Source organism: Acinetobacter sp. SAAs474 (assembly GCF_032823475.1).
Classification (GTDB): domain Bacteria; phylum Pseudomonadota; class Gammaproteobacteria; order Pseudomonadales; family Moraxellaceae; genus Acinetobacter.
The window spans coordinates 1,714,694-1,741,441 of the sequence record NZ_CP127915.1 but is presented as its reverse complement, the minus strand read 5'-3'; the positions used below and the strand labels follow the sequence as shown (position 1 = coordinate 1,741,441).

Genomic DNA, 26,748 nt, shown 5'->3' with positions numbered 1-26,748 from the left:
TTTTTTATTCACCAAAGATCCGCTTTAAAATAAACGGTTCATTCCATTTAAAGTTGCCACACGATAGGCTTCTGCCATGGTTGGATAGTTAAACGTCGTTTCAACAAAATATTTAATGGTATTATTTGGACTATTCATGACGGCTTGCCCAATATGAATAATTTCCGATGCATTATTACCAAAGCAATGTACACCTAGAATTTCCAATGTTTCACGATGGAAGAGAATTTTTAACTCGCCCACCGTATCTCCGGTAATTTGCGCACGTGCCAAATGACGGAAAGAGGCCTGCCCGACTTCGTAAGGAATCTTTTCTTCAGTCAATTGCTGCTCAGTTTTACCAATCGAGGAAATTTCAGGAATTGTATAGATCCCAGTTGGAATATCCGTGACTGGTGCAACACCTTCTTCACCACTCATATTCGCACCAGCACAACGACCTTGGTCATATGCAGCAGAGGCAAGTGATGGCCAACCAATCACATCACCAGCAGCATAAATATGCGGTACTTCTGTTTGGTATTGATCATTGACTGCCAATTGACCACGACTATTCGGTTTTAGGCCTACATTTTCCAAACCTAAACCATCTGTATTTCCAGAACGCCCATTACACCATAAAATAGCATCTGCTTTAATTTTCTTACCACTTTGTAAATACAGCACCACATGATCATCAAATGTTTCCAAATGATCTATTTGCTCATTGTGGCGAATCAGTACACCTTGCTCACGTAAATGATAAGAAAGCGCATCAGAAATTTCATCATCCAAATAGCTTAATAATTTCATTTGTGTATTGATTAAATCAACTTTATGGTCCAAACCAATAAAAATGGATGCATATTCACAACCAATAACACCAGCACCATAAATAATAATTTTTTGGATCGGGAAATCTAGATCTAGAATTTTATCTGAATCAAATACACGTGGATGATTAAAATCTAAAATTTCAGGACGATAAGGACGCGAACCTGTTGCAATAACCAATTGCTTAAAAATTAAAGTTTCTTTGATCCCTTCAGGACTAAAGACCAAAATCGTATTTTGATCTTGAATATAAGCACGACCATGATAAATATCAATTTTATTGCGGTCATAAAAACGCGAATGCGTTTCAACTTGCTGTTGAATGACTTTATGCGCATTACGTAATACTTGTTTCATGGTAAAGTGTTTCCAGTCACCTACTTTTTGAAACATTGGATCACGCTGATAACGAATGATACTCGATACTGTTTGGCGCAATGCTTTACTTGGAATCGTACCAACATGGGTACAGTTACCACCCAACTGTTCACGTATATCAACAATTGCAACACGCTTACCAGATTTAGCAAGTTTCATTGCCGCGCCTTCACCCGCAGGACCTGAACCGAGAACGACCGCATCATACTTTACGAAAGCTCCTCCAAGGACCTCTTTTTTACGTGGCATTCAACGCTCCTTTATTTAAAAATCGATCATTTATCTTCACACTATTATGACGTAATTCATATGAATTTGCTGTATTTACCTAGTATATATTCAGTGATGATTACATTTTTTATATGAATACTATTCTGTCACCATTTTTTTATGGCTTCAGTTATAATATACAAGGTATAGTGTAGGAATAGTATCCCCCGTCAAAACAGTGGAAAATAAAATATGTCAGCAAACCGTAAACCTGAACAGGGTATTAAACTTCGTGGCGCAGAAAAAGTCGCTCGTATTCCTGTAAAAGTTATTCCTACGGTTGAAACACCACGTAAACCAGATTGGATTCGTGTCAAAATGTCTGCACCCGAAGAAGTGCAACGAATTAAGACCACTTTACGCGCGCAAAAATTGCATACTGTTTGTGAAGAGGCCGCTTGCCCAAATCTACCTGAATGTTTTGGTGGCGGTACAGCAACCTTTATGATTATGGGTGACATCTGTACACGTCGTTGTCCATTCTGCGACGTTGCACATGGTCGTCCAAATGCACTGGATCCAGATGAACCTCGTCATATGGCCGAAACCATTGCCAATTTAGGTTTAAAATATGCTGTCATTACCTCGGTCGATCGTGACGATCTTACTGATGGTGGCGCACAACACTTTGTTGACTGTATTAAAGAAGCACGCCAACTTAGCCCTAAAACTTTATTGGAAATTTTAGTGCCAGATTTTCGTGGCCGTATGGATATTGCGCTGCGAATTATGACAGAGTGCCCACCCGATGTATTTAACCACAACATTGAGACCGTTCCTCGCCTCTATAAAGCCATGCGTCCAGGTTCAGACTATCAACACTCATTAAACTTATTAAAAATGTTTAAAGAATATTGTCCAGATGTACCAACCAAATGTGGTTTAATGGTAGGAATTGGAGAAACTGAAGCAGAAGTCATTGCATTACTTGATGACTTACGTGCCCATGATGTTGACTATGTTACGATTGGACAATATCTGCAACCCTCTAAAGAACATGCACCAATCGACCGTTTTGTAACGCCTGAAGAATTTGAACGTTATGCAGAACATGGTCGTCAGCTTGGCTTTAGAAATATTTGGTCTGCACCTATGGTGCGTTCAAGTTATTTTGCAGATCGTCAATATTATGGTGAACCCGTACCTGCTGTACGTCGTAAAGCCGATCCTGCTAAAAAAATTGCCGTACAAACGATTGAAGCTTGATTAAATGATCATATGGCCTCATGTCAATCAGGTTCTGATTGACATGAGGCCATGATTTAACGAGCAAATCGTTATGTAGTGTTTACTATTTTAGTTATTTTGACTGTTCTACTATTGCATCCTCATCAAGCAATGCTCAATTTTGTATGATCTTAAACACATTATCTCATCCTACTTTACTGACTGCACGTCAACCATAACATTATAAAGCGCTAAACCTCGTAATAAGATGCTGTAAATAAATTCCCCCAAATGACCATAATCGTGCCATTAAATCTGTTCAGTTTATATATCTTCTTCCATCAAAAAATCTTCTAAAAATATATTAAACCCATAATATATGATTAAAAAATCAACAAATGTATCGTATAAGCAAGAAAATCACCACTATTTTTATTAATTATAATTAAATAAAATCAATAAATTATTAATAATATTTTACCAATTGGAAAATTATTATTTGGCAATAAAAAAATTAATCAATTAAAATAATGATATTTAATAATTAGTTATAAAAATAATTATGCTAAAAATTAGCCATTATTTGATTAATATAGTATATCTCGCTACTGGGTTTTAATTTAATAACAATAAGTTTATCGTTTGATTAATTTTTTTTATGAACAAACCAAATGATAACAATTTATAGCGATAAAATAATATGGAGTCACCCATGCGCGCAGTGATTCCATCGCATATTACGCCTAGAACAACTGCTTTAAAGCCATTATATCTTTTAATTTTATGTTGGAGCTTTTTAGTCCCTCATCTTGCTCAAGCAACAGATACACCGATTGAATTTACCACCAGACGTATTGATGAATTAAAAATCAATCTCATCAATCCAACATCAGATCCAGCTTATAATCGTAAGTTTATTGATCAGATCAGGACCAAATTGGCTTTATTCCCAGGTGATCATATTAGCCAAGAAAAATTAGATTTTGCGCTTATACAACTGAAGAATAATCCCGATTTAAGTGATCTGAGCTACAGTTTAGAAACGGGCGTATATGGCGGTGTTAACATCATATTGTCCCTCCATATCAAATCCAATATAACCGCACAAACAGCATCATTGACAGCAGACAATACCACAAAATTCCCCGTACTCTATCATCAAGATGGCAAGTTTCTCAAAGCAAAATTTGAAGCTTTAGGCTTATATTACGCCAATCAAAATGCATGGTACGGTAATCCTCAAGCCATGTTGGCTGGCAATCCGTTAGTTGATGGCAAATCAGCAGGTCAAGGTTATGACGATTGGGTGGAAAATTATATCCATGGTGGTTTATATGGTATGTATCCTCTGAGCACAAATACTTATGGATATGCCGGAATCAGTGCAATAGGTTCTTTTTCGAACGGGCAAGAATTATTTACAAACAAGACCAGAAGCTATCTAGCATTCGAAGATGCATATATTGGCTTCGTTACAGGAACGACAACCACAAAGGGTAATAGAGCCGTTTTAAATCTTTCTGCTGGTCGTGAACGATTCACCCTAGGTGATGGTATGTTAATTATTAATACTGCAGCCAATGGCGGGGAACGAGCAGCACTACAATCCAATGCAAGATGGTCTGCAGATTTTGTTGCAAAAGCGCAAATTCAATACAATAGACATCGATTAGAATTTTTCCGAGTCGATCCTAGCGAGCTGTCCATATTGGATACAAAAACCGTTATTAATGGTATTAATCTACAAACCAATATCGCCAGAGCAGATTTAGGATTCAGCTATCTTAAAGTAGCAAAATCAAATGCTTACTATTATTTACCTACCCATGAAAAATATACACGTCAAGGACTAAACGTCTGGGATATTCGTGCACACTGGAATAAAACACCGACTCATCAGGGTGGTATTTTTTTAGCAGGTGAATATGCCCAACAAACACATGAAAATTTCGCCATGAAGGCTCAAGCCTATAATGCTGAACTGGGATACCGTTGGCCAATGGCAAAATGGTCACCTAGTTTTAGTTACCGCTATGCCAAATTTACAGGAGATCAGCCAGATACTAAACGCTATGAACGTTGGGACCCACTATTTTCAGGAGGTAATGGTGAACAATGGGTGTAAGGGATCAACCACTTTAAAGTGGTACAAGATTCAAACTTAATTGCACATCGCTTTCAATTACGTCTACGACCACATCAAAAAATAGAACTCGTTCCACAATATTGGCTATTTAAAGCAGACTCAACTTTAAATTTAGGCGGTAATCCAGCACTTTCCAACTTACAGTCAAAAGATTATGGCCAAGAATTAAATATGACTGTGAAATATTTTCACTCAAAGCAAGTCTATATCCATGGACATATTGCCTATACACACCCAGGAGAAGCCATTAAACAAGCTCTTAACCATCAGCAAAAAGACTGGTGGAGTACGATGTTTTTTATCCGTTATGCCTTTTAACACTCACCCAAACATGGAAAATAAAATGATGAAAAAAATATTCGCCCATTTTACGATCAGCGCATTGATCTTGACAGCCGTATCTGCAACGGCACATGCATTAGATATTGAAGCAATCTCAGAAGATTACTATATTCCGGGCCGTTTTGAAGGTAAAACGATTTTAGTGACAGGTGGTGCAAGAGGTATAGGTAAAGCCTCAGCAATACGTGCAGCAAAAGAAGGTGCCAATATTGTTATTGCAGATATTTTAAAAAAAGAAGGTGAAGAAACGACAGCTGAAATTTTAAAACTCGGTAAAAAAGCTGTTTTTGTTGCGACGGATGTCAGTCAGACGGCTGATTGTGATCGTATGGTCAATGTTGCAGTCAATAATTTTGGAAAAATTGATGCAGTATTAAATGCCGCAGGTGTCATGGATGCCATCGCACCCGATGCAAAGGTCAATGTCAATCAACAAAGAAAACAACTTTTTGCACCAATTCATGAAGCTACGGATGAATATTGGAATCGTACTTTGGCTGTAAATGCAACAGGAATGTTTTGTTCATTAAGAGCTGAATTACGTCAAATGGTGAAGCAAAACAAAGGAGGAGCGATCGTCAATATTGGCTCTGTCGCAGGGCTAACCGGATTTGGGGGTACACCTGCTTATGTTGCCAGTAAACATGCTGTTACAGGTCTAACGCGTAATGCCGCTATTGATTATGCACCATATGGTATTCGAATTAATTCTGTCAATATGGCATCAACCGAAACCCCCATGACAGATGCTGCTTTTAAAAAAGTCGCAACACTACAAAAAGAACGTGCATCCAATCCAGAATTAGCAAAAATACCCAATACTGCAATGGTTAAAACCATGAGCCTATTACAATTTTCAGACTCTCAACATAGACAGGCAACAGCAGCAGAACAAGCAAGTGTCATTTTATTTTTACTTTCCCCTGAAGCCTCAAATATCACTGGTGCAACTTGGGCAACAGATGGTGGATGGACAGCATTTTAATGTCATTAATCCATAGAGATGATAAAACTTGATTTAAAATCGATCGCTGTTTTACAGTGTTAAAATAATGATGGTCATCTGACACAATGACCATCTTCTAATACTTGCTCCTGTCTTAAGCATCACCCTACCCGATCAATCGATAACTGCCTTTTTATTGATTATGGCTGCATCTTTTAAAATTGAATATTCAATTTCATCATATGATCCAAAAACAGCGGTTCAATTAAATTGATGATAAAAATTTTATCAGAATCATTCTACTTATCATGTTATATATCGAAAGTAAATATTTAAAATACTAATAATAATTGTTATCATTTGCATTATTGCCTACTGCACTGTTTTAAATCATGATGAACAATTCCAGTAATATTCTCGATTCGCAAAATACGCCTATTACTGCGGTCAATAGACGTAAAAATAAGCCTCAAGCATCACTGATTCATTATCGTATGATGATTTTTTATCGTTTTGCTTTGGCATTGATTGGTGGATATATTTTAGCCACATTGAGTGCCATTCTGATTGCACATTATTTTGCCGACTATCGCGGTAGTGCTGCCATGAGTGCCACCTTAATTGCACTGACACTCTGGGCCGGTGCATTTATTTGGGTTTTCATGGTTCATCAAACCCTAAAAGCCAGTTTAGGTATTATTATCCCAAGCACGGTCCTTTACCTTATGTATCAGCTCGTAGGGATATAATATGCGTGTAGATGCCAAACAGGAAGGTCCACGCCAATCCATGTCATGGTTACATACATGGGCAAGTTTGATTTTAGGATGGTTACTTTATGCTATTTTCGTGACAGGCACCTTAAGTTTTTTCCAAAATGAAATCAGCATCTGGATGAAACCTGAATTACATCAATCTGTTCCGCAACAATCGCAGATTGCACAAACTCAAGTCGCCTTTAATTATTTACAACAACACTATCCACATGCTGCAAGCTGGACCATTCAACTGCCGCATGCTCGTCAAAATACCACGCAGATTATTGTTCGCAAGCAAGGTGAAGATCCTCGTGCTCGACGTGGTGGAACACGAATTACACTCGATAGTACCACCGGACAAGTACTGGAAGCACGTGAAACACGTGGCGGCTCTTTTTTATATCGCTTCCATTTTGAACTCTATGGCCTGCCGCGTATCTGGGCACGTTGGATCGTTGGAATTGCAACACTACTGATGCTTGTAGCCATTATCAGTGGCGTGATAACACATAAAAAAATCTTTAAAGACTTTTTTACCTTTAGATCCGGCAAAGGTCAACGCTCTTGGTTAGATGCACATAATGCGACTGCTGTCATGGCGTTACCCTTCCACATTATGATCACCTTTAGTGGGTTGTTGCTATTATTATTTACGCTGATGCCTTGGGGAATTGAACGGATTTATGAAAATAGAGGGGAATTTTTACAAGAGCAAAGTCGAGCTTTGCTAGACAATAATTCTGCAGAATCAAAACCAAAGCATTCATCTGAACCACGCAGACACCAGATGAATGAGAATCGTCCTCCACGTGGTGAGCAATCTACGATGCGAGCTGATCGACAACGGCAAAATAGTGAACAACAATTTGCACCGTTAGCCAATATCAGCGCGATTGTGAATACGGCTCAACAGCAATGGCATGATAATCCAGTGGGTAGTATCACGGTTATGGCACCAAACACCACACAAGCACAAATTGAATTACGTGCGTTACATGGGGAAAGCGTCGCATTTCGTAATGTTTATGCAAATTTACAATTTGATGGTGTCACAGGTCAAAACATCAGTAACGAAAATACTCAACTTAAAAATCCGTCCGTTGCCATGGGGATTTACAATATATTCACCAGCTTACATGAAGCACGCGGCGTACAATTAGCACTGCGTTGGCTATTATTTCTATCTGGTGTGGTCGGAACACTGATGGTGGCAACAGGATTAATTTTATGGTGTGTAAAACGTGCACCTCAGCAACAAAAGCAAGGCTATAAATCGTTTGGTTATCGCTTGGTTGAAGTGACCAATATTGCTGCAATTATTGGCCTACCGATTGCATGTGCAGGTTATTTTTATGCCAATCGCTTTATTCCAGCAGACATGAATATGCGCCTTGAATGGGAAATTCGTATTTTCTTTATCGTTTGGCTGATCACCCTTATTTATGCAATATGTCGCACATCACGTCAAGCATGGTTAGAATTACTTGCTTGTGCCAGTATCTTATTTGCGCTGTTACCACTGATCAATGCAATAACAGGCGGACAAGGACTTTGGCATACACTTGTTCAAGGACAATGGGTCATTGCTAGTTTTGATCTTGCGATGTGGGTATTATCTGCAGTATTTGCTTATGCATTTTACAAGGTAAAACGACATCCACAAGGCAAGCAAAAAACTCGTCAAGGCTCCCCTAAACAACAGGAGTCTGATCTATGATGTTCTTCTTGCTTATTTGGGCCATCACCACGCTAGGATTTTTTTGCTTAGCCTGCAGCATGTCTAAACATCAAAAACAAATTTTTGCGCATGAACTCAGTCGGCAACAGTGTAAATTTGCCACTGTGATCGGCTGGATTCTACTACTGATTGCAGCAAGCTTATGCCTTCTCCCCTATCCACTCAGTAATGCCATCAGCTACTGGTTAGGTAGCGTGACTTTTGCAGGCTTATTTGTTGGACTATCACTCAGCTATCAAGCGCATCATATTAAAATGATTGCACTGATCGTTACGATTGTCGCATTTTGCAGTGTCATCGGATCCTTGATCTAAACCATCACTATTATGACTTTGCCCGATCGACACGATAGGGCAAAGTTTTAATTATTATTGCCATGATGTACTGGATTATTTGAGTAACTGCCTGACATGATTCCCTAAAAAGAGCGTGTAATAAATAGAATAATAATCTATGCTTTAGCTTTGTTTTTTCCTACCATTATTCTAATCTATAAATCATTTTTTTTGGATCGAGTGCTATGTCTACTCCCATTTCACCACCAGCAGCTTTAATGAATTTGGCCCTTACTGGTCATGCCAAAGCACAATTTGAACTGGCAGAATGCTATATGCAAAGCGAGCATGATGATGACATTATTCTGGCTGAAGAATGGGCACTTAAAGCCGCCCAACAAGGCCATGTCGAGGCCATGTACTGGCTAGGTGAAGGATATACGGTCTATGCAAAAGAATTACAACAACAAGATCCTGAAGAATCTCATCGTCATTTTGATCTTGGATATTACTGGTTAAATCAAGCTTATCAACAACAACATCCTGCTGCTACCTTAGAACTTGCAGGATATTATCGTCGTGGCGATATTGTTGAAAAAAATATAGAAAAATCCATTCAACTGGTTCAACAAGCCGCAAAATGGGGAGATATTCAAGCCATGCGTGATTTGGCCTTTATCTACGCCAACGGCCTAGGTATTGAAATTGATGAACAACAAGCTGATTTTTGGAATGAAAAAGCAAATCAAGGCTGAGTATCAATAGGCAGTATTCAGTATTGATGTATAACAGATCGGCAACCCTGTATAGCGCAACAATCGAGGTATTGTTGCTGCTTGATTATCGCATCAACAATATCGTTGCCATTTAAAATGATGATCAAATCTAGCTTTTAAAAGTAGAACGTACGTGAAAGTGCTGATCATCAATCACAATCACTTGTCGGCAAATGCCTGCTGCCTTACGCTGATTTTCAAAAAGTAATGCTGGCATGGGTTCAAATGAATCAAAAAAGCAAATTTGTTCATGATCAATGGCATAAACCAGAGACTGGTTTCCAACCTCATCCAACGTATCATAATACACAATCACAAATTTTTCTTGCTCAACCGCTGTTTGAATTTGTGCATAACTTAAGGCAGGTTGAATCGCAATATCTAACTGCTGTGCTTCTCGATACAAAGCACGCTCCTTGCTACCAATATCAGGATCTTGCTCGGTATAAAATGCAACCTCAAAGCCCATCTTTTTTAATGCTACAGCCAGTGCAATAGTAAATGTACCTTCTTGATCATCATATTGTGTCAGATCAATCAACTGTTGAATATCCACTTCGATACCATGATGCTGTAAGAGCATCCAGATTGCATAAAGACCACAATTTGCCTCAAGATTTACTAAGGGCTCAGGAAGATTTACCGCCATAATCAAAAATCCAAAAATGATTGTGTTGATAATAAACAAAACTTGATTGGAACTAAATCAATTTCCAAGTACAATAATTCGCTAGTCGAGGGATGCTGCGACGTTTTTACTGTAAAGTGAAATCGCTAGGCTCGACCATCGGTCAATATATTGATCAACAACGGCATCCGCGAACTGAATGATCAAGTATTTTTATTAAAGGAGATCGTGATGAACGCGGTTCATGCTTCATTTACAGATTACAAAGTTGCAGATATTAATTTAGCAGACTATGGTCGCAAAGAAATCAAACTTGCTGAAGCAGAAATGCCTGCACTGATGGGACTACGTAAACGTTATTCTGCTGCAAAACCACTTGCGGGTGCCAAAATTTTGGGCTGTATCCACATGACCATTCAAACCGCAGTTTTGATTGAAACTTTAGTGGAATTAGGTGCTGAAGTACGTTGGACTTCATGTAATATTTTCTCAACTCAAGATCATGCTGCGGCAGCAATTGCAGCTTCTGGCGTACCTGTTTTTGCTTGGAAAGGCGAAACTGAAGAAGAATACATGTGGTGTTTAGAGCAGCAAATCAATGTAAATGGCACACCTTGGGATGCCAATATGATTTTGGATGATGGTGGTGATTTAACTGCGCTAGTACATGAAAAATATCCTACTGTATTGGCTAAAATTCATGGAATTACAGAAGAAACAACCACTGGGGTACAACGTCTTTTAGAAATGTGGAAAGACGGATCACTCAAAGTCCCTGCCATTAATGTAAATGATTCGGTCACCAAATCAAAAAATGACAATAAATATGGTTGCCGCCACTCATTAAACGATGCCATTAAACGTGGTACAGATATGTTAATGTCTGGTCGTCGTGCTCTAGTCATCGGTTACGGTGATGTAGGTAAAGGTTCGGCTCAATCACTTCGTCAAGAAGGCATGATTGTTCGTGTTTCTGAAATTGATCCGATTTGCGCAATGCAAGCCTGTATGGATGGCTATGAAGTCGTTTCACCATATAAAAATGGTATTCAAACAGGTAAAAAAGAAGATGTAAATCTAGATCTACTACAAAATACCGACTTAATTGTTACCACAACAGGCAACTATCATGTTTGTGATGCAGCCATGTTAGATACCTTAAAAGCAGGCGCTGTGGTATGTAATATTGGTCATTTTGACACTGAAATTGATACTAATTATTTACGTGGTTATCAATGGGTTGAAGTTAAACCTCAAGTACATCAGGTTTATCGTTCAGAAAATGAAAATGATTATTTAATTTTACTTTCTGAAGGTCGTTTAGTAAATCTAGGCAATGCAACTGGTCATCCATCTCGTGTCATGGATGGTTCGTTTGCTAATCAGGTTTTAGGTCAAATGCATTTATTTGCTGAAAAATTCGCAGATTTGCCTGAGGCGGAAAAAGCAGGTGCAATTCGTGTCGAATTACTGCCTAAAAAACTTGATGAAGAAGTTGCTGCTGCGATGGTTGCAGGTTTTGGTGGTGTGCTTACACAATTAACGCCAGAACAAGCAGACTACTTAGGTGTTGCTGTAGAAGGTCCTTTCAAATCAGATGCATATAAATACTAAGTTTTAATATCGTCTTTCTCAGCGAATCTCTTAAAAACGTCATGTGTCAATATCACGCTGACATGACCGATACAAATGACTAGCTGAGAAGGATCTCATCATTGATTAAAACGTATGGATCAAACTGGATTTGAGCATGGCAAAACATATCCCCATTTCTTTTGAGTTCTTCCCAACCAAAACTGATGCTGGTGCAGAAAAACTTAAAACTGTTCATCAAGAACTACAATTACTTCATCCCGAATTTTTTTCGATTACCTATGGTGCAGGTGGTTCCACCCGTGAACGTACTTTAGCGGCCATTAATGAATTTAACGGAAAAGGAACGCCTATCGCGCCTCATCTGTCTTGTATTGGTGACGATAAAGCACGTATTGCTGAGCTTCTAGATCTATACCAGTCACAAGGGATTGATCGTATTGTCGCATTACGTGGTGATTTACCTTCAGGACAAGTCGGCTTAGGTGAACTACCTTATGCACAAGATTTAGTCCGTTTTATTCGAGAATATTCAGGCGATCAATTTAAAATTGAGGTTGCGGCATATCCCGAAATGCATCCACAAGCCAATAGTTTTGATGAGGACATTCAACACTTTGTTGAAAAAGTTCAAGCAGGTGCTCACTCTGCCCTCACCCAGTTTTTCTTTAACCCAGATGCTTACTTCTATTTTATTGAACGTATTCAGAAAGCTGGCGTTAATATTCCCGTTGCACCTGGTATTATGCCCATTACGAACGCCAATAATTTAATCCGTTTCGCAGATGGTACTGGCGCTGAAATTCCACGCTGGATTCGTAAACAACTGGCGGCTTATGGCGATGATACAGCCAGTATTAAAGCCTTTGGTCATGACGTGGTGGTTAAATTTTGTGAACGCCTTATCGCAGGTGGTGCACCAAGTTTACATTTTTATACCATGAATACGACTGAGCCGACGCGCCAACTTGTCGTTGATCTGGGCTTAGCCTAATCTGTCCCCCATTTGAGAAAAGATACAATGCCGCGTTTTTTTATTGAAGCACCACTAGATATCAATACGACTGTAGTACTTACAGAGACCGTTTTTCATCATTGGATCAAGGTATTGCGTGCTCAAATGGGGGAGCGTGCGACCTTATTTAATGGCCAAGGTGGCGAATATGAGGTTGAACTTGTCGAGATCACAAAAAAATCGGCATCTGTATATATTCATAATTTTAATGCGACTAATCGTACGCCCAAATTTCGTACTTTACTCGGTCAAGTGATGAGTAAAGGAGATCGAATGGATTATGCAATTCAAAAAGCAGTTGAATTGGGTGTAAGCGAAATTCAGTTATTAACTTCTGACCGCTGTGAAATGCGTTTAAAATACGATCGTGATCAAAAAAAATTAGATCACTGGCAAAGTGTAGCAATTGCAGCCTGTGAACAGTGCGGTATGAATATTGTACCCAAAGTTTTGCCACCACTCACACTAGAACAGTGGCTGAGTCGTGTTATCGCTTCGACGAAATTGGTTTTAGCACCCAATACACAATCCCATGATATCTGTACCAGTATTAGCAATGAAATTGCTTTATTAATTGGTCCTGAAGGTGGTTTAACCGAGACTGAAATCAACACTGCAAATGAATATGGCTTTACCAATTGGTGTATTGGTGAACGCGTATTACGTACCGAAACAGCACCGGTAGTTGCACTGGCGATTTTAAATCATCTCATTCAATCATAGGATTCATTCATTTCTTATTAAACGATCATAAAACAACATAAGATATCTGGCTAACCTATAAAAATAGCTTAGCCTTTATCAACGATCATTAGCATCATGAATTTATCCGGTCATGACCAATGCATCATCAATGCGCTGTCCTACAATACCACGTTGTTGTAAATCAGCTAATCGCTCAGCACTGAGATACTGCGATAAGATTAAATCAGTATGCTCACCAAGTTCAGGAGGAGCATGGCGATACTGTACGGGAGTGGCAGACAGTTTGATCGGCGAGGCAATCATGGTGAAATTCTGGTTTAAACGATGTGGAATATTGACCAGCATTTCTCTTGCTTGTACTTGAGGCTCCAATAGCGCCTCTTCTACCGAGTGAATTAAACCAACAGGTACTTTGGCAGCATAAATTTGGTCAACCCAGTGCTGTGCATTGTGTGTTAAAAAGTGTGCTGCCAGTAATGCTGTCAATTGCTCACGATGTTTGACTCGATCTTGATTACGTACAAATCGTGGATCAACAGACCATTCAGATCGACCAATTGCATCACATAAATCTTTAAATTGTTTATCATTGCCACAGGCAATAATAAATGCCTTATCTTTGGCCTCAAAAACCTGATATGGCACAATACTGGGATGGGTATTACCCATACGTGTCGGTGAAATACCTGTTGTTAAATAATTCATCCCTTGATTGGCAAGACCCGCAAGCTGTACATCAAATAACGAAATATCAATCTGTTGTCCTCGTCCTGTATGCTGACGAGCCAATAAAGCAGCCTGAATCGCGATCGTAGCATACAAACCCGTCTGAATATCCACAACAGCGACCCCTACTTTTTGCGGACCAGCAGATTCAACACCATCTTTTTCGCCAGTAAAACTCATTAATCCAGACATACCTTGAATAATAAAATCATAACCTGGTTCTTGTGCTCGTGGACCTGTTTGACCAAACCCCGTAATTGAGCAATACACTAACTGTGGATTAATGGCAGCCAAGGTTTCATAATCTAAACCATATTTTTTTAATGACCCCACTTTATAGTTTTCAATCAAGACATCTGTATCTTTAATCATTTGATGAATCAGATCTTGTCCAGCTTTTGAGGCAATATCAATGGCGATTGAATATTTATTACGATTGGTACATTGATAATATCCCGACTCTTTCGTGGCATGTCCTTGCATGTTTTTCATCCATGGTGGGCCCCACATTCGTGTATCATCACCGACTTGAGGACGTTCCACTTTAATGACGTCTGCTCCTAAATCTGCCAAAATTTGCCCACACCAAGGCCCGGCTAAGACACGACTTAAATCTAAAACACGAATATCCTTTAATGCACCCATTCAGCGTTACTCCTTGATCCTTGAATAGTACAACTCCATCAGTATATGACTATTCAATTTTGTAATGATTTTAGACCTGATAATAAAAACCCATCATACAATCGATATCTGATGCTTCGAGGACAGCGATTCTTTTCGTTAATTCACATTGTCAGTTAACTTGCTATCAGTCATCTCATTGGATTTCTTATATGTGATTGGATGGCGATAACAATTGGATTAATACCGATCAAAATCACCATGTTTTCTTTCATTTATTGCTACGGCACATCGTCAATCTACACAGATTCAGATTGAGTCAATACCGCCAACGGACATGACCATCATGATCTTGATGTAAGATGCTCATTAAATCTTAACGTAGATAATGACTACGCTGTGCTCTGCTCAGCAACAGCGCAAGATCATGCTGTATCTGCTTGATGGTATATTTGGATAAATACTAAACTACCGTTTAGAATAGGCGCTATCACCTATTCTAGTCGCTGAGCATTTAATTACAGAAAGCAGCAATTCCAGTTTGTGCACGCCCCAAAATCAGCGCATGAACATCATGTGTACCTTCATAGGTATTAACCACCTCTAAATTCACCAGATGACGCGCAACACCAAACTCATCACTAATACCATTACCACCCAACATGTCTCTGGCTGTACGGGCAATATCTAAAGCCTTACCACAATTATTACGTTTAATCAGCGAAGTGCCTTCTACAGATGCAATGCCTTCATCTTTCATTCGGCCAAAACGTAAAGCAGCCTGTAAACCAAGTGCAATCTCCGTTTGCATATCAGCTAGCTTTTTTTGTACCAATTGGTTTGCTGCTAATGGACGACCAAACTGTTTACGATCTAAGGTATATCGATGTGCGGTATGCCAGCAAAACTCTGCTGCCCCCATTGCTCCCCAAGCAATACCATAACGTGCACTATTTAAACAGGTAAAAGGTCCACGTAAGCCGCGAATATCTGGAAATGCATTTTCTTCAGGGACAAACACCTCATCCATTACAATTTCACCTGTAATGGAAGCACGTAATCCTACTTTACCGTGAATTGCTGGTGCAGAAAGTCCCTGCCAGCCTTTTTCTAAAATAAAACCTCGGATATCGCCCACATGACCTTGTTCCGAAACCTCTTTAGCCCATACCACAAACACATCAGCAATCGGACTATTGGTAATCCACATTTTGCTGCCTGTTAGACGATAACCACCAGGCACTTTTCTCGCCCGTGTCAGCATACTTCCAGGATCTGAGCCATGATCAGGTTCGGTTAAACCAAAACAACCAATATATTCACCTGTTGCCAGTTTAGGCAAATATTTTTGTTTTTGTGCTTCACTACCAAACTCTTGAATCGGCACCATCACCAGCGAGCTTTGTACACTTGCCATCGATCGATAACCAGAATCAACATATTCAATTTCTCGTGCAATCAGACCATAGCTCACATAATTTAGTCCTGCACCCCCATATTGTTCGGAAATAGTCGGTCCAAGTAATCCTAGCTCACCCATTTCTCGGAAAATCGTAGCATCTGTTTGTTCATGACGAAATTGTTCGAGAACACGAGGAAGTAACTGTTTTTGGCAGTAAGCATGTGCTGTATCACGAATCATTCGTTCTTCTTCAGATAATTGTTGCTCTAACAAAAAAGGATCTTGCCAATTAAAATAACCTTTTTGTGTCTTATTCATCTCTACGATTTGATTCATGGCATCCTCTGCTAATTTTAAAATATTCATCTGTCTGTTGATGCTATGAAAGAAAGGCAAAAAACTCAAACGATTGTTTTACATGTAGATATGATTTAATTTCATATCTTATATATGATACAAATAGATCAATTGAAAGGCTTTAATTGATAAAGATTGATCTCCATTACAATATAATCATTATATTTCAATAGAATAGAATCATTTAGATCCACTATTGATTAGAAGTCACTTTAAGATTAAATTCACGCATGCTAGATTAAGCGAATCAAAGCATTATAAAAAAATCATGTATTTTATTGTTTTTAAGCATGAAATCATGTTTCATCATAGATAGTGAGCGTAGTAGGATCCAGATTTTACCCAGATAAACATATTACCGAACTCAGATCACCCCTATCGCAGTATCTTTAATGATCTGCACACTTGTTCATGGTATTTTTTATGCGTCGATATATTCCATCTTTACAAAATTTACTCTGTTTCGAAAGTGCAGCAAAGCATATGAGCTATACCCATGCTGCTCAAGAAATGTATATGACGCAAAGTGCAATATCACGGCAGATTCAGCAACTAGAAGATTTTCTTGATGTCAAACTATTTACACGTACCCGACATGGTGTCGAACTCACCATCGCAGGACAACATTATTTTGCTCAAATTAAACCATTGTTATTGGAGCTTGAACAAAAAACCTTAGATCTTAAATCTCATAAAGGATTAGGTGGAACATTAAAACTGGGCGTGGTACCTACTTTTGCCACCTGTTGGTTACTCCCCAAATTGGATGAATTTCACAAAATACATCCCGAAATTACTATTCATATTGAAACCAATACCAAGCCTTTTCTATTTAATGAAACTATTTTTGATGGTGCGATTTATGCGGGCACAGAACAACAAATCCATCTATGGCCGGATATTGATGCACATTATCTGATGCAAGAGGATCTGATTGCAGTATGCTCTCCAGAATTATTATTACGCTATTTTCCGAATGCCATCAAAACACATCCTTATGGTTATGATTTATCGCCTGAACAACTGATCCAACTGCCGTTATTACAGCAAACAACTCGTCCAGCGATCTGGCAGGAATGGTTTAATCATTATCATATCGAGCATCACAAAGTGTTTGATGGTCATCGACATGAGCTCTTTTCCATGCTTTCTGTTGCTGCCAAACAATCAATGGGAATGGCCTTAATTCCACAAATTCTGATCGAAACTGAATTACGCCACCATCAACTGGTGATGACGGCGCAACACCAGCATTTTGATCGTCGTGCTTACTATTTTGTGCATCAAAGCCAAGCATCCTCCCCGTTAATTGACAAATTTATACAGTGGATTAAAACGACGCTCTCTCATCATGCGCCATTCGAACCTTAACCTAGATGGCTTAATTTTTTTATCGTCATTCAATATAGCGTCATTTTTCATTAAAAATGAACCACCCATATATGCTGTAGATCAGAACTGTGACATCAATTTTTAGCATATATGATTATGGTGAAAGCTTTATTTTATATCAGAATTTTGACATCTATCACTGTCCATAAAATCTCAACCTATACGATCACTAAAATATAGATACGCCACAACGAATTGTTTTTATATTTAATCTATATAAAAAAATAGAAAATTAATCTAATAAGTCTGAAAAAACGATTGCTCACTCTGTGATAAAGCCATAACTAATGATATATTCAATATGAAGTATGGTATTTACTCCTTTTTGACACAAAAGAGATTCAGATGGACGAGCAATCATTAAAGCAACAGGCACTTTATTATCACGAGTTCCCAACACCAGGAAAAATTAGCGTCACACCAAGTAAGCAACTGGTGAACCAACGTGATCTTGCACTTGCTTATTCACCTGGTGTCGCAGCACCTTGTCTAGAAATTGAACGCGACCCATCGACTGCAGCACTCTATACAGCACGTGGTAATTTGGTTGCTGTCGTCAGTAATGGTACAGCTGTATTGGGTTTAGGTAATATCGGACCATTGGCATCTAAACCTGTTATGGAAGGGAAAGGCGTACTCTTTAAAAAATTTGCAGGTGTTGACGTATTCGATATCGAGATCGCAGAAAATGATCCAGATAAAATCGTTGATATTGTTGCAGCATTAGAGCCAACCTTCGGTGGTATTAACTTAGAAGATATTAAAGCACCAGAGTGTTTTTATATTGAGAAAAAACTTCGTGAACGCATGAACATTCCTGTGTTCCATGACGATCAACATGGTACTTCGATTATTGTCGGTTCAGCATTACTGAATGCTTTACAATTAAACGGCAAAAAAATTGAAGACATCAAAATTATTGCATCAGGTGCAGGCGCTGCTGCACTATCTTGTTTAGATTTACTGTGTGCACTTGGTGCAAAAAAAGAAAATATTATTGTTGCCGATTCACGTGGATTATTAACGACTCAACGTGAAGGCTTGGATGAATCTAAAAAACGTTATGTTCAAGATATCAATGCAACACAATTGGCAGATGTGATTGCTGATGCAGATATGTTCTTAGGTTTATCGGCACCAGGTATCTTAACGCCAGAAATGGTTAAAGTCATGGCAAAAGATCCAATCATTTTTGCCTTAGCCAACCCAGATCCTGAAATTTTACCAGAGCATGCACATCAAGTTCGTGATGATGTGATTATGGCAACAGGTCGCTCAGATTATCCAAACCAAGTCAATAATGCCTTATGTTTCCCTTATATTTTCCGTGGTGCACTAGATGTTGGTGCAACAACGATTAATGAAGACATGAAAATCGCCTGTGTACATGCGATTGCACGTATGGCACATATTGAAGCTGATGCAGCATCCTATGGTGAAAAATCAGCATCATTCGGTCGTGAGTATCTTATTCCACGCCCACTTGATCAACGCTTAATCTTAGAAATTGCACCTGCAATTGCACAAGCCGCGATGGATTCAGGTGTTGCAACACGTCCAATTCAAGATTTTTCGGCATACCGCCAACGCTTATCTGAGTTTGTCTATAACTCAGCATTTATGATGAAGCCCATCTTTGCACAAGCAAAAACAGATCCTAAGCGTATTGCATATGCTGAAGGTGAAGATTTACGTGTATTGCGTGCAGTACAAATTGCGGTTGATGAAGGCTTGGCAAAACCGATCTTGGTCGGTCGTACTGCAGTGATTGAAGCCAACATTAAAAAACTGGGTTTACGTCTTGTACATGGTGAAAATATCACCATTATTGATCAAGAAAATAATCCAAATTATGAGCAATTTGCTGATGACTACTATACGATCATGCAACGCAAAGGGGTAACACCTGAATATGCACATCGTGAAGCACGTCGCCGCTCTACCTTGATTGCAGCAATGCTAGTTAAACATGGTCTAGCTGATGGTATGCTGTGTGGTACATATTCAAGTTACGATATTCATCTAGATTTTGTGAGCAATATTATTGGTCGAAAAGCAGGTCACAATACCTTCTTTACCTTAAATGCCTTGATGCTAGAAGATCGCAACTTATTTATTGCCGACACCTATGTCAACACTAATCCAAGTGCTGAGCAATTGGCTGAAATGACCATTCTGGCAGCAGAAGAAGTTCGTCGCTTTGGTATTACACCACGTGTTGCATTGTTATCACACTCTAGTTTTGGTTCAGATCAAACTGATGCAAGTGCTCAAAAAATGCGTAAAGTATTCGAGATCTTAACTGAGATTGCACCTGAGCTAGAGGTTGAAGGTGAAATGCATGGTGATGCTGCACTGGATGAAAATATTCGCCACTTTGCATTCCCGAATTCACGCTTTAAAGGTTCAGCAAATCTGCTCATCATGCCAAATCTAGATGCAGCAAATATTTCATTTAACTTACTTAAAGCAACTTCAGGTAACAATGTGACGATTGGCCCTATCCTTTTAGGCGCAGCAAAACCTGTACACATTTTAACCCCAACAGCAACAACACGTCGTTTAGTCAATATGACTGCATTGACGGTTGCTGAAATTCAAGAATACGAGAAAGAATCTTTGTAATGAAGTGATATCTCTATATTTTGAGACTTGAGAAAACCTCTATTCTGTTGCATGATGACAATAAGAATAGAGGTTTTTTCATGCAAGTTTATTTAGTAGGCGGTGCTGTTCGGGATCATTTACTTGGTTACCCCTATCACGAAAAAGATTACGTTGTTGTTGGCGCGATGCCAGATCAACTTTTAGCCTTAGGGTTTCAACCCGTAGGGAAGGATTTTCCTGTTTTTTTACATCCGGAAACTAAAGATGAGTATGCGCTTGCACGTACGGAACGCAAGTCAGGACAAGGCTATCACGGTTTTGAATTTTATACCGACAGCAAAGTCACGCTTGAAGAAGATCTTATCCGTCGTGATTTAACCATTAATGCTATAGCAATGGACGAACACGGTCATATTTATGATCCTTATGGTGGTCAACACGACTTAGAACATAAAATTTTACGTCATGTTTCAACAGCATTCATTGAAGATCCTTTACGTGTTTTGCGTATCGCACGTTTTGCTGCACGTTATAAAACACTGGGCTTTCGTATTGCAGATGAAACACTCACCTTAATGCAAGATTTAACACAATCAGGTGAACTTCATGCATTAACACCTGAACGAGTCTGGAAAGAAACTTCACGCGCATTAATGGAAAATCATGCCGATGAATATTTTGCTGTGCTACGTTCATGTGGCGCGCTTAAAGTCTTATTTCCAGAAATTGATGCATTATATGGTATTCCACAGCGGCCAGAATACCATCCCGAAATCGACTGTGGCATCCATAGCATGATGTCCTTACAACAGGCTTGTCGGGCAAATTATTCTCTTGATGTACGCTTTGCAGTGCTGGTGCATGATTTAGGTAAAGCACTTACGCCAAGCCACGAACTCCCTCGGCATATTATGCATGAAGAGCGCGGCATTGTACCTGTAACACAAATCTGTGATCGCTTAAAAGTACCCAGCAGCACTAAACAATTGGCACTTACTGTATGTAAAGAACATTTAAAATGTCATCAGGCATTAAGCTTAAAACCAGGTACTCTATGGCGATTACTACAACGTCTAGATGTATTAAGGCGACCAGAAAGGGTGATTGCATTTGTTCAAGCATGTGAGTGTGATGCTAAAGGTCGACTCGGTTTAGAAGACCGCCCTTATCCTCAAGCACAATATCTTTTAGATGCCATGCACATTGTACGTCAGATTAAAGTACAAGATCTGGCACCAGAGATCAAAGGTCATGAAATTGGTGAAATGCTGATTCAAAAGAGAATTGATGCCTTAACCATATTTAAAAATACCACATATCCAAATATATCTACATGATATGTCCCATCATGTTGCCAAGCTCTACAGACTGGATCTTGGCAGCTTTACTTCATATTAACTCAGGCATCAAGCTCTCATTTTCATCCAGATAAAGAGCAAAATGAGACGCTCATCTGGGATGCAATACCACCAATTCAATCAAGATGATCGTAATCACAGATCAAATATCCACCCGTTACTTCATTTTTTGTAATCTTAAGGCATTAAGCACTACAGACAGTGAACTAAGTGACATAGCAACTGCTGCAAACATAGGCGTTAAAAGCAATCCTATAAATGGGTAAAAAATTCCTGCCGCAACAGGTACGCCCAGTCCGTTATATACAAAAGAAAAAGCCAAATTTTGCTTCATATTACGCACACCTAATTTTGCCATATGAATTGCATCGGCAATTCCTCGAACATCGCCTTTCACTAAGGTAACTTGGGCTGTTTGCTTGGCAATATCTGTTCCATTCCCCATTGCAATACCGATATCTGCCTGAGCCAATGCAGGTGCATCATTAATACCATCACCTGCCATTACAACCACTTTGCCTTGTGCTTGATATTTTTTAACAAGTTCTAATTTATCTTGTGGATTACAATTGGCATAAACATGCTCAATACCAACTTCTTGCGCAACCAATTTGGCATTTTGTTCATGATCACCAGAGGCCATAATCACCTCAATACCATCAGCCATTAATAAATCAATAACCTGACAGGTATTGTATTTAATTGCATCATGTATAGAAATATACGCCAAAACCTCATTACTTGTGGCCAAAAAGCTGATGACCTCACCACGTTGGCGCAGAATATTGATATGTAACTGTTGATCTTCTGCTAACACAATACCGAGCTGTTCAAGTAGTTTTTGACTACCCACATATACCGTAATCCCCTCAATTTCACCCTTGACACCAAATCCAGTCATGTCTTCAAAATGATCAACTTTAACATAGTGTTGTGCCGGAATAATTTTTGCTAGCGTTTGCGCAATTGGATGGGTAGAAAATTGCTCTAAAGATGCAATCCAAAGTTCGATTTGCTTTTGATCAATTTGAGGAACAAGCACTTTAATTTCATTTAAACTGGGCTTACCTTCCGTTAAGGTTCCTGTTTTATCAATAATTAAGGTCGTTGCCTTACTCAGTGTTTCAATAGATTGTGCATCTTTAAACAGCACCCCTCTTTGTGCAGCACGTCCAGTTGTCGCCATCACCGACATTGGTGTCGCCAAACCCAATGCGCATGGACAAGCAACAATCAATACAGATACTGCACACATCAAGGCCAAATTAAATGGTGCCTGTGCTAAAAGTATCCATAATGCAAAGGTTAATATACTCACCAACAAGACAATCACCACAAAATATTGAGCAACACGATCTGCTAGACGTTGTAAGGGAGCTTTAGAACGCTGTGCCTCTGCTACAGTCTGAATCATTTTCGCCAACGTGGTATGTGTTCCGACTGCAGTGGTTTCAATTCGAATACTACCCTGCTGATTAATTGTACCGCCAATAACAGTATCTCCTTGCTGCTTTTTAACAGGTACAGGTTCTCCTGTCATCATGGCTTCATCGACATAGGTTGTGCCTTCACGCACAATCCCATCAAGCGGAATTTGTTCACCAGATGCAATCTGCAAAATATCACCTTTTTGAATCACGGCAATATCCACTTCAACAGGTTGACCTGCTCGTAATAACGTAGCGGTTGTCGGTTGTAACTTTAATAATGATTTTAATGAGTCGGCTGTTTTAGATCTGGCTTTAAGCTCCATCATCTGTCCCAGTAAACTTAAGGAAACAATCATACACGCTGCTTCAAAATACACCGCAACGCCATGCGCAGTTTTGGCCTGTATCGGAATGAAGGTTGGAAACAAAGTCGCAACAATACTGTATAAAAATGCAGCCAGAACTCCAACACCAATCAAACTCCACATATTCAATTTAAATGTTTTATAAGAAATAAAGCAGCGTTGTAAAATTGGTTTTCCGGCCCATATCACCACAGGAAGTGAGAGAATCAACTCAATCCAAGGTTGAATATGCTGTGGAATAACTGCATACATATGTGACGTCATGGCCAAAATAAAAACGATGACCGTAAAAGGCAAGGTTCTCCAAAAACGATGACTAAAATCAACCAACTCAGGGTTAGGATGATCATTTAATGTCGGCTGCATTGGCTCTAATGCCATTCCACAAATTGGACAAACTCCCGGTCCCTTTTGGATAATTTCAGGATCCATTGGGCAAGTATAATCTAGCTCAGCAGCGCCTTCTGGAACAAGTCTTTGCTGAATAGGTATAGCATAACGTGCTGGATCTGCTTTGAATTTTTCTAAACACGATGCGCTACAAAAATAATAGTGCTGATACTGATCGCTGGTTGTAAAACGAGTGCTTTGATCAATCACCATCCCACACACAGGATCAGTGGCTTGAACTGATTCAATAACTTTTGGTTCATTCTGCTGTTGATCATGTACTTGATTACAACATGATTGATGACCACTTATTTCAGAGACTTCATCTAAATCAGTAATTTGATATTGCTCGGGATGAGCTAAGAATTTTGTTCTACATCCTTCACTGCAGAAAGCATAATGCTGATGAGCATAGTCAATTTCATACATAACTGGATCTTTAACAATCATTCCACAGACAGGATCGACAGCAGCTAATGAGATAGACTGATTTTTATCAACTTGATTAGATACTTGTTTTTGTGATGTCATTATCATGTACGCTCATTTTTTTATTTATGCTAAATTAAAAGCTGTAGATCAATATTTCGTCAAGTATTTCCAAGTATTATTATGTTTATCACTCAATGTCATATCTAGCTTTTATTGTGTATACCAGCATGAAAATAAAGGATCAAATATCTCTGACCAAGGATCGAGCCAATATCTTTTATGATTTAAATTATACCTCATCTATTGTTTTGCATATTACGCTACGACACAAATAAAATAGTCCCAAACAAAGTTGGGACTATTTTATCGATGTATGATATTTTTTTAATTAAATCTCATCACATCATTTCATGACAAAATTGTATTATGCATTTTTTTCAGCAGGGATTTTAGGATAGCTTACACCACCCATCTGCTCTGCAATACGTAATACTTGGCAGCTATAACCCACTTCATTATCGTACCAAACATAAGCAGTTAAACGATTACCTGATGTAATTGTTGCCTGAGCATCAAAAACGCCTGCTGTACGTGAACCAATAAAGTCACTTGATACGACTTCAGTCGAATTGGTATAACCAATTTGACCTTGTAATTTTGAATTGATTGAGATTTGACGAATATATTCATTCACTTCATCACGATCAACTTCTTTATCTAAAGTTAGATTCAAAATTGCAAGCGATACGTTTGGTGTAGGAACACGTACAGAGTTACCTGTTAATTTTCCTTTCAGTGCCGGTAATGCTTTAGCCACTGCTTTAGCCGCACCTGTTTCCGTAATTACCATGTTTAATGTTGCTGCACGACCACGGCGATCTGCTTTATGATAGTTATCAATTAAGTTTTGGTCATTGGTAAATGAGTGAACTGTTTCCACATGACCATTCACGACTTTATATTTATCATCCAATACTTTTAGTGTAGGTGTAATTGCATTGGTGGTACAACTTGCAGCAGAAATAATACGATCTTCATCAAGAATATCTGCTTGGTTGACACCAAAGACCACGTTTTTCATTTCACCTTTACCTGGTGCCGTCAAAATAACACGTGCAGCACCTGGACATTGTAGATGTTGTGATAAACCTTCTGCATCACGCCACTTACCCGTGTTATCAATAATCAAAGCATTATCAATACCATAATCAGTATAGTTAATTTCAGATGGATTTGATGCATAAATCACTTTAATGAATTGACCATTCGCAATAATCGCTTCATTTTCTTCATCAACAGAAATCGTCCCTGCAAACGGTCCATGAATAGAATCACGACGCAATAAAGATGCACGTTTTTCTAGATCACCATCAGAAGATTTACGTACCACAATTGCTTTTAGATTTAAACCACGACCTAGCCCTGATTGACCAATAATCAAACGTGCTAAAATACGTCCAATACGTCCAAAACCATACAGTACGACATCTTTAGGTTCAACGGTCGTTGCATTGCCTTGTAAAGACTGTACAGCGTGCGTAACGAAAGTATCGACATCACCGCCTTGTGCTGCAAACTCAACAGCCAGTTTACCTAAATCAATTTCAGCCGTGCCAATATTATCGACTTTCGCTAATGCTTCAAGTATTGGGAAAGTATTGACCACTGAAAGTTCGACATCCATCACACGAGTACGGCGATGTGCTTTTAAAATTTGGATTACAGAACGGCTAACCAAAGAACGACCGAACACTGACACTACAATATTTTTTTCACGATAAAGCTGACCAATCAGTACAATCATTTTTTCCGCAATATCTTCACGGTTTTTCCAACGACCTTGGTGCTCGGCATGTAGGGCGATAATAGTTTCTTTGCTCACAGATACGTCCTCTAATTAATGTATATCTAGGCATAAATTTAAATACCTAACAATTGTAATGGAATTAAGCCAAAGAATGAATCAAAAGCTGATATCTATTCGCCTTTTTTACTACTTATTTCCTTGTTAAAGTCTTATTTTCAGTAAACTATCTCACTACTCCATCTATACTTATGCCACAATGATAGATATTGCAGTAACCATCCACATCAAAAACAAACATTAACAGTCAT

General features: G+C 38.9%; 20 protein-coding genes. 14 read left to right on the top strand and 6 right to left on the bottom strand.

Features of this window, described 5'->3' with window-relative positions; translation table 11 throughout:
* Positions 1 to 24 precede the first annotated feature (24 nt).
* The gene (gene sthA, locus QSG86_RS09065) at positions 25 to 1,440 is read right to left on the bottom strand and encodes a Si-specific NAD(P)(+) transhydrogenase (protein ID WP_317031194.1); all 1,416 of its coding nucleotides are present in this window, start codon (positions 1,438 to 1,440) and stop codon (positions 25 to 27) included.
* A 213-nt stretch (positions 1,441 to 1,653) separates the two neighbouring features.
* On the opposite strand from sthA, the gene lipA reads away from it, so the two are divergent.
* The 8 genes from lipA (at position 1,654) to QSG86_RS09025 (ending at position 9,588) form a co-directional block, all read left to right on the top strand.
* Positions 1,654 to 2,667 carry a lipoyl synthase gene (lipA, locus tag QSG86_RS09060; RefSeq protein WP_317031193.1) on the top strand — a complete coding sequence of 338 codons (1,014 nt, stop codon included), beginning with the start codon at positions 1,654 to 1,656 and terminating at the stop codon, positions 2,665 to 2,667.
* A 673-nt stretch (positions 2,668 to 3,340) separates the two neighbouring features.
* A complete protein-coding gene (locus QSG86_RS09055) occupies positions 3,341 to 4,753 on the top strand; it encodes an alginate export family protein (RefSeq protein WP_317031192.1) in 1,413 nt (470 codons plus the stop codon).
* An 18-nt stretch (positions 4,754 to 4,771) separates the two neighbouring features.
* Entirely contained in the window at positions 4,772 to 5,092 is a 321-nt protein-coding gene (locus tag QSG86_RS09050) for a hypothetical protein (RefSeq protein ID WP_317031191.1), read from the top strand.
* A gap of 25 nt (positions 5,093 to 5,117) precedes the next feature.
* Positions 5,118 to 6,101 carry an SDR family NAD(P)-dependent oxidoreductase gene (locus QSG86_RS09045; protein WP_317031190.1) on the top strand — a complete coding sequence of 328 codons (984 nt, stop codon included), beginning with the start codon at positions 5,118 to 5,120 and terminating at the stop codon, positions 6,099 to 6,101.
* Positions 6,102 to 6,457: 356 nt separating this feature from the next.
* The gene (locus tag QSG86_RS09040) at positions 6,458 to 6,811 is read left to right on the top strand and encodes a hypothetical protein (protein ID WP_410487522.1); all 354 of its coding nucleotides are present in this window, start codon (positions 6,458 to 6,460) and stop codon (positions 6,809 to 6,811) included.
* 1 nt (position 6,812) lies between these two features.
* Positions 6,813 to 8,537 (top strand): PepSY-associated TM helix domain-containing protein, encoded by a 1,725-nt coding sequence (locus QSG86_RS09035; protein ID WP_317031188.1) that lies wholly within the window; start codon positions 6,813 to 6,815, stop codon positions 8,535 to 8,537.
* Positions 8,534 to 8,872, top strand: a complete 339-nt coding sequence (locus QSG86_RS09030; RefSeq protein ID WP_317031187.1) for a DUF3325 domain-containing protein — start codon at positions 8,534 to 8,536, stop codon at positions 8,870 to 8,872. The genes QSG86_RS09035 and QSG86_RS09030 overlap by 4 nt, the downstream gene beginning before the upstream one ends.
* A 206-nt stretch (positions 8,873 to 9,078) precedes the next feature.
* Positions 9,079 to 9,588 carry a tetratricopeptide repeat protein gene (locus tag QSG86_RS09025; RefSeq protein ID WP_317031186.1) on the top strand — a complete coding sequence of 170 codons (510 nt, stop codon included), beginning with the start codon at positions 9,079 to 9,081 and terminating at the stop codon, positions 9,586 to 9,588.
* Between the two features lie 130 nt (positions 9,589 to 9,718).
* On the opposite strand, the gene QSG86_RS09020 is transcribed toward QSG86_RS09025, so the two are convergent.
* Positions 9,719 to 10,258 (bottom strand): cysteine peptidase family C39 domain-containing protein, encoded by a 540-nt coding sequence (locus tag QSG86_RS09020; RefSeq protein ID WP_317031185.1) that lies wholly within the window; start codon positions 10,256 to 10,258, stop codon positions 9,719 to 9,721.
* A gap of 210 nt (positions 10,259 to 10,468) precedes the next feature.
* Between QSG86_RS09020 and ahcY the strand changes: the two genes are divergently transcribed.
* The 3 genes from ahcY to QSG86_RS09005 all read left to right on the top strand — a co-directional run bounded on the left by ahcY (position 10,469) and on the right by QSG86_RS09005 (position 13,568).
* The gene (ahcY, locus tag QSG86_RS09015) at positions 10,469 to 11,851 is read left to right on the top strand and encodes an adenosylhomocysteinase (RefSeq protein ID WP_317031184.1); all 1,383 of its coding nucleotides are present in this window, start codon (positions 10,469 to 10,471) and stop codon (positions 11,849 to 11,851) included.
* A gap of 136 nt (positions 11,852 to 11,987) precedes the next feature.
* The gene (gene metF / locus QSG86_RS09010; protein WP_317031183.1) at positions 11,988 to 12,824 is read left to right on the top strand and encodes a methylenetetrahydrofolate reductase [NAD(P)H]; all 837 of its coding nucleotides are present in this window, start codon (positions 11,988 to 11,990) and stop codon (positions 12,822 to 12,824) included.
* 27 nt (positions 12,825 to 12,851) lie between these two features.
* Positions 12,852 to 13,568 (top strand): 16S rRNA (uracil(1498)-N(3))-methyltransferase, encoded by a 717-nt coding sequence (locus tag QSG86_RS09005; protein WP_317031182.1) that lies wholly within the window; start codon positions 12,852 to 12,854, stop codon positions 13,566 to 13,568.
* A gap of 102 nt (positions 13,569 to 13,670) precedes the next feature.
* Here QSG86_RS09005 and QSG86_RS09000 read toward each other — a convergent pair whose 3' ends face one another.
* A complete protein-coding gene (locus tag QSG86_RS09000; protein ID WP_317031181.1) occupies positions 13,671 to 14,921 on the bottom strand; it encodes a CaiB/BaiF CoA-transferase family protein in 1,251 nt (416 codons plus the stop codon).
* Between the two features lie 493 nt (positions 14,922 to 15,414).
* Positions 15,415 to 16,620, bottom strand: a complete 1,206-nt coding sequence (locus tag QSG86_RS08995) for an acyl-CoA dehydrogenase (RefSeq protein ID WP_410487521.1) — start codon at positions 16,618 to 16,620, stop codon at positions 15,415 to 15,417.
* Between the two features lie 462 nt (positions 16,621 to 17,082).
* On the opposite strand from QSG86_RS08995, the gene QSG86_RS08990 reads away from it, so the two are divergent.
* The 3 genes from QSG86_RS08990 (at position 17,083) to QSG86_RS08980 (ending at position 21,995) form a co-directional block, all read left to right on the top strand.
* A complete protein-coding gene (locus tag QSG86_RS08990; protein WP_317031180.1) occupies positions 17,083 to 18,030 on the top strand; it encodes a LysR substrate-binding domain-containing protein in 948 nt (315 codons plus the stop codon).
* A 366-nt stretch (positions 18,031 to 18,396) separates the two neighbouring features.
* Positions 18,397 to 20,676, top strand: a complete 2,280-nt coding sequence (locus QSG86_RS08985) for an NADP-dependent malic enzyme (protein WP_317031179.1) — start codon at positions 18,397 to 18,399, stop codon at positions 20,674 to 20,676.
* A gap of 80 nt (positions 20,677 to 20,756) precedes the next feature.
* Entirely contained in the window at positions 20,757 to 21,995 is a 1,239-nt protein-coding gene (locus tag QSG86_RS08980; RefSeq protein WP_317031178.1) for a multifunctional CCA addition/repair protein, read from the top strand.
* A gap of 178 nt (positions 21,996 to 22,173) precedes the next feature.
* On the opposite strand, the gene QSG86_RS08975 is transcribed toward QSG86_RS08980, so the two are convergent.
* Together QSG86_RS08975 and QSG86_RS08970 are read right to left on the bottom strand one after the other, a co-directional pair.
* Positions 22,174 to 24,732, bottom strand: a complete 2,559-nt coding sequence (locus QSG86_RS08975) for a heavy metal translocating P-type ATPase (RefSeq protein WP_410487456.1) — start codon at positions 24,730 to 24,732, stop codon at positions 22,174 to 22,176.
* A 325-nt stretch (positions 24,733 to 25,057) separates the two neighbouring features.
* Positions 25,058 to 26,515, bottom strand: a complete 1,458-nt coding sequence (locus QSG86_RS08970) for a glyceraldehyde-3-phosphate dehydrogenase (RefSeq protein WP_317031177.1) — start codon at positions 26,513 to 26,515, stop codon at positions 25,058 to 25,060.
* Positions 26,516 to 26,748 lie beyond the last annotated feature (233 nt).

Coding starts and splice junctions, on each gene's coding strand:
- sthA (WP_317031194.1), bottom strand. CDS start 1,440: ATGCCACGTAAAAAAGAGGTCCTTGGAGGAGCTTTCGTAAAGTATGAT.
- lipA (WP_317031193.1), top strand. CDS start 1,654: ATGTCAGCAAACCGTAAACCTGAACAGGGTATTAAACTTCGTGGCGCA.
- QSG86_RS09055 (WP_317031192.1), top strand. CDS start 3,341: ATGCGCGCAGTGATTCCATCGCATATTACGCCTAGAACAACTGCTTTA.
- QSG86_RS09045 (WP_317031190.1), top strand. CDS start 5,118: ATGATGAAAAAAATATTCGCCCATTTTACGATCAGCGCATTGATCTTG.
- QSG86_RS09040 (WP_410487522.1), top strand. CDS start 6,458: ATGAACAATTCCAGTAATATTCTCGATTCGCAAAATACGCCTATTACT.
- QSG86_RS09035 (WP_317031188.1), top strand. CDS start 6,813: ATGCGTGTAGATGCCAAACAGGAAGGTCCACGCCAATCCATGTCATGG.
- QSG86_RS09030 (WP_317031187.1), top strand. CDS start 8,534: ATGATGTTCTTCTTGCTTATTTGGGCCATCACCACGCTAGGATTTTTT.
- QSG86_RS09025 (WP_317031186.1), top strand. CDS start 9,079: ATGTCTACTCCCATTTCACCACCAGCAGCTTTAATGAATTTGGCCCTT.
- QSG86_RS09020 (WP_317031185.1), bottom strand. CDS start 10,258: ATGGCGGTAAATCTTCCTGAGCCCTTAGTAAATCTTGAGGCAAATTGT.
- ahcY (WP_317031184.1), top strand. CDS start 10,469: ATGAACGCGGTTCATGCTTCATTTACAGATTACAAAGTTGCAGATATT.
- metF (WP_317031183.1), top strand. CDS start 11,988: ATGGCAAAACATATCCCCATTTCTTTTGAGTTCTTCCCAACCAAAACT.
- QSG86_RS09005 (WP_317031182.1), top strand. CDS start 12,852: ATGCCGCGTTTTTTTATTGAAGCACCACTAGATATCAATACGACTGTA.
- QSG86_RS09000 (WP_317031181.1), bottom strand. CDS start 14,921: ATGGGTGCATTAAAGGATATTCGTGTTTTAGATTTAAGTCGTGTCTTA.
- QSG86_RS08995 (WP_410487521.1), bottom strand. CDS start 16,620: ATGAATAAGACACAAAAAGGTTATTTTAATTGGCAAGATCCTTTTTTG.
- QSG86_RS08990 (WP_317031180.1), top strand. CDS start 17,083: ATGCGTCGATATATTCCATCTTTACAAAATTTACTCTGTTTCGAAAGT.
- QSG86_RS08985 (WP_317031179.1), top strand. CDS start 18,397: ATGGACGAGCAATCATTAAAGCAACAGGCACTTTATTATCACGAGTTC.
- QSG86_RS08980 (WP_317031178.1), top strand. CDS start 20,757: ATGCAAGTTTATTTAGTAGGCGGTGCTGTTCGGGATCATTTACTTGGT.
- QSG86_RS08975 (WP_410487456.1), bottom strand. CDS start 24,732: ATGACATCACAAAAACAAGTATCTAATCAAGTTGATAAAAATCAGTCT.